The organism is Nocardioides mangrovi, from assembly GCF_020073815.1.
GTDB classification, from domain to species: domain Bacteria; phylum Actinomycetota; class Actinomycetes; order Propionibacteriales; family Nocardioidaceae; genus Nocardioides; species Nocardioides mangrovi.
Genome location: NZ_JAIQZJ010000011.1, coordinates 202,606 through 208,738 on the forward strand (window position 1 = coordinate 202,606; position 6,133 = coordinate 208,738).

Annotated in this window: 7 protein-coding genes; 5 read left to right on the forward strand and 2 right to left on the reverse strand. The window is 72.7% G+C overall.

Annotation, left to right across the window (positions count from 1 at the left end; translation table 11 throughout):
* Positions 1 to 23 precede the first annotated feature (23 nt).
* From K8U61_RS17855 to K8U61_RS25565, 3 genes are read left to right on the forward strand one after another with little or no spacing between them, the layout of a single operon-like run.
* A complete protein-coding gene (locus K8U61_RS17855) occupies positions 24 to 1,235 on the forward strand; it encodes an aminomethyl transferase family protein (RefSeq protein ID WP_224124398.1) in 1,212 nt (403 codons plus the stop codon).
* A complete protein-coding gene (locus K8U61_RS17860; protein WP_224124399.1) occupies positions 1,232 to 2,833 on the forward strand; it encodes a phytoene desaturase family protein in 1,602 nt (533 codons plus the stop codon). The genes K8U61_RS17855 and K8U61_RS17860 overlap by 4 nt, the downstream gene beginning before the upstream one ends.
* A 58-nt stretch (positions 2,834 to 2,891) precedes the next feature.
* A complete protein-coding gene (locus K8U61_RS25565; protein ID WP_224124400.1) occupies positions 2,892 to 4,211 on the forward strand; it encodes a DUF2786 domain-containing protein in 1,320 nt (439 codons plus the stop codon).
* On the opposite strand, the gene K8U61_RS17870 is transcribed toward K8U61_RS25565, so the two are convergent.
* Positions 4,208 to 5,197, reverse strand: coding sequence for an aldo/keto reductase (locus tag K8U61_RS17870; RefSeq protein ID WP_224124401.1), 990 nt, complete (start codon positions 5,195 to 5,197; stop codon positions 4,208 to 4,210). The two genes, K8U61_RS25565 and K8U61_RS17870, sit on opposite strands and share 4 nt — an antisense overlap.
* A gap of 49 nt (positions 5,198 to 5,246) precedes the next feature.
* On the opposite strand from K8U61_RS17870, the gene K8U61_RS17875 reads away from it, so the two are divergent.
* A complete protein-coding gene (locus tag K8U61_RS17875) occupies positions 5,247 to 5,534 on the forward strand; it encodes a DUF1330 domain-containing protein (RefSeq protein ID WP_224124402.1) in 288 nt (95 codons plus the stop codon).
* 24 nt (positions 5,535 to 5,558) lie between these two features.
* Here the strand turns inward: K8U61_RS17875 and K8U61_RS17880 are convergent, their stop codons facing one another.
* A complete protein-coding gene (locus tag K8U61_RS17880) occupies positions 5,559 to 5,750 on the reverse strand; it encodes a DUF1059 domain-containing protein (RefSeq protein ID WP_224124403.1) in 192 nt (63 codons plus the stop codon).
* A gap of 89 nt (positions 5,751 to 5,839) precedes the next feature.
* On the opposite strand from K8U61_RS17880, the gene K8U61_RS17885 reads away from it, so the two are divergent.
* On the forward strand, positions 5,840 to 6,133 hold a 294-nt coding region (locus K8U61_RS17885; protein ID WP_224124404.1), incomplete at its 3' end, for a hypothetical protein.

Below are 6,133 nucleotides of genomic sequence, written 5' to 3' on the forward strand. Positions count from 1 at the left end.
GCCGGAGCCCTATGCTGGCACGGGTGATCAGGACGACGCCGTTCCACCCGCGCCTGAGCGAGCTCAACTCCCAGCAGCTCTACACCCACTGGCAGGGCACCCTGTCGCCGCTGCGCTACAGCCACGCCCCGAAGCACGAGTACTTCGCGGTCCGCAACGGCGTCGGCGTCTTCGACACCTCGCCGCTCTACAAGTACGCCGTACGCGGCCCGGACGCGGAGCGCCTGCTCTCGCGCACGCTCGTGCGCGACGTCCGGACCTGCCGACCGGGCCAGGCCCACTACACCGCGTGGTGCGACGACCGCGGCTACGTCATGCACGACGGCGTCGTCTTCCGGCACTCCGCCGACGAGTTCCTGCTCACCGCTGGCCGGCCGGCGCTGTCGTGGTTCCAGGAGCTCGGTTCGAGCCTGCGGGTGGAGCTCGAGGACGTCACCGACGCCTACGGCATGCTCGCCGTCCAGGGCCCGCGCTCGCGCGCGGTGCTCGCCGCGCTGGCGCCCGAGGCGGAGACGCTCGGCTACTTCGACCACGTGCCCGCCAAGGTCGCGGACGCTGCAGTCACCCTGTCGCGCACCGGCTACACCGGCGACCTCGGCTTCGAGCTGACCGTCGCCGCCGACGACGCCGTCGCGGTCCTCGACGCGGTCCTCGACGCCGGCCGGCCGCACAGCATCCGCCCCTTCGGTGAGGAGGCGCTGATGACGCTGCGCATCGAGGCCGGCCTGCCGCTCGTCGACATCGAGTGGCACGACGCCCGCCTCGCCTTCACCGAGGCCGACTGCGTCACCCCGAAGGAGCTCGGGCTCGGCTGGATGCTCCGCGGCGTCCGCGACGGGTCGCGCCGCTTCGTCGGCTCGGAGGCGATCCGCCGCGAGCTCGTGGACGGCACGTCGCGCTGGGCGACCACTGGCATCGTCGTCGACCCCGACGACTGGGACCGCCTCTACCGCCGGGCCGGCCTCTTCCCGCCGAAGTCCGAGCACCCGCTGCCCTACGAGTCGATGCTGCTCGACGACGACCCCCAGGGCGGGCACACCGAGATCGGCTACTGCACGAGCTTCGTCTACTCCCCCGCGCTCCAGCGCCACATCGGCATCGCCCGGGTCCGCCCCGACCTCGCCGCCCCGGGGACCGGGCTGCGGCTCGAGCTCGCGATCAACCACCACAACACGACGGTCCGGGTCGCGACGACGCCGATGCCGTTCTTCGAGCCCGACAGGAAGAAGTCATGAGCTCCCACGAGTACGACGCGATCGTCGTCGGCGGCGGTCACAACGGCCTCACCCACGCGGCATACCTCGCCAAGGCGGGGCTGCGCACGGTCGTGCTGGAGAAGAACGACCTCGTCGGCGGCGCGGCCATCACCGAGGAGCTCGGTGTCGACGAAGCCGGCCCGGGCTTCTCGTTCACCACGTTCTCCTACGCGCTCAGCCTCCTGCGGCCGGAGATCATCCACGAGCTCGACCTCGTGAAGCACGGCTTCCTGCCGCTGATGATGCCGTCGTCCTTCCACCCCACCGGCGACGGCGACTACCTGCTCTTCGGCGACGACCACGCGCAGAACCTCCAGGAGGTGCGCCGGCACTCGCCGCGCGACGCGGACGCCTACGAGCGCTACCACCACGACCTCGACCGGGTCTGCCAGGCGATCCGGCCGCTCTTCGACAACGCCCCGCCGAACGTCTTCGGCCACGACCCCGACGACGCGGCCGACGTGAAGTGGCTGGTCGACCACCTCGGGGGCGTCGACCGCAAGACGATGCACGACACCGTCCGGCTGCTGACCGGGTCGGCCGCCGACTGGATCGGCGACTACTTCCAGCACCCGGCGATCCAGGGCTACCACGCGTCGTCGTCGGTGATCGGCTCCAAGGTCGGGCCGATGTCGCCCGGCTCCGGGCTGGTGCTGCTCTTCCACAAGATGGGCGAGCACGACGGCCACCTCGGCTCGTGGGCCTTCCACAAGGGCGGCAACGGCGGCTTCACGCAGGTGCTCGCCCGCGCGGCCACGGCGTACGGCGCGGAGATCCGGCTCGGCGCGCCGGTCTCGTCGGTGCTCACCGACAACGGCCGCGCGGTCGGCGTCGTGCTCGAGGACGGCACCGAGCTCCGCGCGCCCACGGTGGTGTCGGCGCTCGACCCCCGGCGTACCTTCCTCGACCTCGTCGACGCCGCCGAGCTGCCGCTGGACCTGGTCGACAACGTCCGGCGGATGAAGTTCCGCGGGGTCTCCGCCAAGGTCAACTTCGCCCTGGACGGGCTGCCGGTCTTCCCGGCGCTGCCCGACTCCGTCGACCACTACGGCGGCTTCCTCAACATCGGCCCGACCATCGAGTACGTCGAACGCGCCTTCGACGCGTCCAAGTACGGCTGGTACAGCGAGCAGCCCTACATCGACGGCGCGATCCAGTCGGTCGTCGACCCCGACATGGCGCCCCCGGGCAAGCACGTCATGTCCTGCTTCGTGCAGTACGCGCCGTACGAGCTGCGCGAGTCGTCGTGGGAGGCCGAGCGGGAGCGTTTCGGCGACAAGGCGCAGGCGGTGCTGGAGTCCCACTTCCCGGGCTTCGGCGACCTGGTGCTGCACCGCGAGGTGGTCACGCCGGTCGACATCGAGACCCGCACCGGGCTGACCGAGGGCAACATCTTCGCGGGCGAGTTCCTGGCCCCGCAGATGTACTTCTTCCGGCCGGCGCCGGGCTGGAGCCAGTACGCCACCCCGATCGACGGCTACTACCAGTGCGGCTCGGGCACCCATCCCGGCGGCTGCGTGATCGGCTCCCCCGGCCGGCTCGCCAGCCAGCGGGTGCTGCGCGACCTGAAGCGCTGACGCAGGCCTGACGCCTGCCGGGCGCCTGCCTGTCGGAGCCCCGTGGCAGGCTCGACACGTGCCCGATCCCGACACCACGGCGGTCTACGCCGCCGAGGACCTCTACGCCGACTGGCTCGACCGCGCCCGCCGCACCCCCGGCGAGCCGCTGCAGGTCCGGGTCGGCGAGGAGGTGCGCTCCTTCGAGCCCGAGGTCGAGCCGCGCTTCACCGACCCCGACCACGTGCAGGCCTACGTGGACCGGGTGCTGGCCCACCTCACGTCGACCGGTGCGACGTACGACGACGCGGAGGGTCGGGACCTGACCGCGATCCCGGTGCGGGTCCGCGCCCGCCGTGGCCGCCGCCAGGCGGAGTACGACGGCGACGGCGTCATCGCGATCCCGCCCCGCGAGGTCGGCGGCGCGTGGTCGCTGCGCGCGGCCGTGGTCCTCCACGAGGTCGCCCACCACCTGACCGGCGCGGGCGGCCACGGCGCCGACTTCCGCGGCACCCACCTGCGCCTGCTCGAGGACCTCGGCCTCCCGGTCCAGGCCGAGCTGCTCCACACCGCCTACCGGCTGCAGTCGCTCGAGACGGGCGTCGACGGCGACGACCGCACCCTGCTACGGATCGGCAAGCTGCTGCGTCAGGCCGAGCGCACCACCAACGCCGCCGAGCGCGACGCGTTCTTCGCCAAGGCGCAGGCGCTGGCCACCCGCCACCAGATCGCGCTGGCGGTCGCTCGGGCCAGCGCGCAGGACGAGGAGCGGCGCGAGGACCCGACGTACGAGACCGTCCAGGTCGGCGAGCGCGGCAAGCGCTCGCTGGCGCGCTTCGTGCGGCTGCTGCTGGAGGTCGCCCGGGCCAACGACCTCAAGGCGGCGATCTACTCCGACAACACCCGGGTCACGCTCTACGGCTTCCCGAGTGACATCACCATCGTGAAGGCGCTCTACGCGACGCTGGTCACGCAGATGGTCGCCGACGGCGACGCGCACCTGCGCTCGGGCGCCCACAAGGCCGACGTCCAGGAGGTCTGGGACGCCCGGCGCCGGCGCTGGGCGTCCCGCCCGGTCCACGGGTCGACGGCCCGGACCGCCTTCTACGAGGCCTGGACGGCCCACGTCGCCGAGCGCCTGACGGAGGCCCGCACCCGCGCCCGTCGGCAGGTCGAGGCCGAGCAGCCTCCCTCGGCGTCGACCGAGGTGGCCCTGCGGGCCAAGGAGATCGAGGTCGTCGACTACTTCGACAAGATGACCACCGAGCACGGCGTCCGCGGCACCTGGCGGGGCGCGGCCTACGCCGGCGCCGCGGCGCCGTCCTCGTGGGGCGCCGGCACGTCGGCGGCGGCCCGGGCCCGGCTCGGCAGCGAGCCGGGACTGCCCTCCGGCGCCTAGCTCCGATCGATCATCGCCTGCATGGCGGCCGGGTAGCGGTCCCCGTCGACGCTCACGCTGTCGGCGGCCGCGGTGAGCTCGGCGACGTCCGCGTCACTGAGCGCGAGATCGGCGGCGCCGAGGTTCTCCTCGAGCCGGGCGAGCCTGCGGGTGCCCGGGATCGGCACGATCCACGGTCGCTGCGCGAGCAGCCACGCGAGCGCGACCTGGCCGGGCGTGGCGCCGAGGCGCTCGGCGATCGCGGTGACCCGGTCGACGAGGTCGAGGTTGGTCGCCAGCGCGTCGGGGGCGAAGCGCGGCAGGTTGGCGCGGATGTCGCCCTCGCCGAACGTCGACTCCCGCGTCACCTGCCCGGTCAGCAGGCCGCGACCCAGCGGGCTGAACGGCACGAACCCGATGCCCAGCTCCTCCAGCGTCCCGAGCACCGACTCCTCCGGCTCGCGCCAGAAGAGGGAGTACTCGCTCTGCAGGGCCGTCACCGGCTGTACGGCGTGCGCGCGGCGGATGGTGGTCGGCCCGGCCTCGGACATGCCGAAGTGCCGGACCTTGCCCTCGGCGATCAGGTCCCGCACGGTGCCGGCGACGTCCTCGATCGGCACGTCGGGGTCGACACGGTGCTGGTAGAGCAGGTCGATGACGTCGGTGCGCAGCCGCCGCAGGGACCCGTCGACCGCCTCCCTGATGTGGTCGGGCCGGCTGTTGACGCCGTGCTGGCGGCCGTCGCCGTCGAGGTCGAAGCCGAACTTCGTGGCGATCACGACCTCGTCGCGCACCGGCTCGAGAGCCTCGCCGACGACCTCCTCGTTGGCGAAGGGGCCGTAGACCTCCGCGGTGTCGAAGAAGGTGACACCGTGCTCGACCGCCTCACGGAGGAAGGCGACCATCTCCGGCCTGTCGGGCGAGGGTCCGAAGGACTGGCTGATCCCCATGCAGCCCAGACCGATCGCGGAGACCTCCAGGCCCTGCCCGAGCGTGCGTGTCGTCATGGTTCGACCCTAGGCCTGGGTCACAACTCCGGTCGGGCACGATGGGCGCATGACGGCGTACTGGATCAGCACCTACGTGGAGGTCACCGACGAGGCGAAGCTGGCGGCGTACGCCGAGCTCGCAGGCCCGGCCCTCACCGGTGCCGGCGGCACCTTCCTCGCCCGCGGCCTCCCCGAGCAGGTCTACGAGGCCGGCCGGACGACGCGCTCGGTGCTCATCGAGTTCGACTCGGTCGAGCAGGCGGTCGCCGCCCACGACAGCGCGGCCTACCAGGAGGCGCTGGCCGCGCTCGACGGCGGCGCCGTCCGTGACCTGCGGATCGTCCCGGGGGCCTAGCCCCGGGACCGGATCAGATCTGGCTCAGGCCGCGGTCGGGCGGTCGTGCGCCGAGATCCGGCACTCGAGCGCCATCGTGATCTCGATCGGCGCCCCGACGATGCCGTGCGCCCGCGCGGCGTGCTGGGTCACCTCCGCGATCAGTCGAGCCCGGTCGGTCCCCTCGAACCGCGCCGCGCACTCCGGCATCACGTCACCGCACACGAGTCGGTACATGGCATCCCCCTCAGGTCGATACCAAGAGGATCGGCCGCACTGCGCGTGACTTGAGACACGTGCGCGCTCGTCGCTTATCGTCAGTCCCCATGAGCAAGCAGCAGCAGGCCGGCGGCACCCTCTTCGGCCTCGCCCTCGGCGCGGTCGTCGTCGCGATCGTCAGCTCGCTCGTGGCCGCGGCCCAGTGGCCCGACGAGGCCGCTGGCACGGGCAACGAGCTCATCGCCTACCTCGCGTACGGCGTCGCCGTCCTGGCCTTCCTCGCGCTGCTGGTCGTCGTGGTCGCCTGCGGCGTCCGCCTCGGCATCGACTGGTCGGGGCTCGCCGACCGGCCGAGCACCACGGCGGACTCGCCCACTGCGACCGGCGTCGTCGGCGCACCA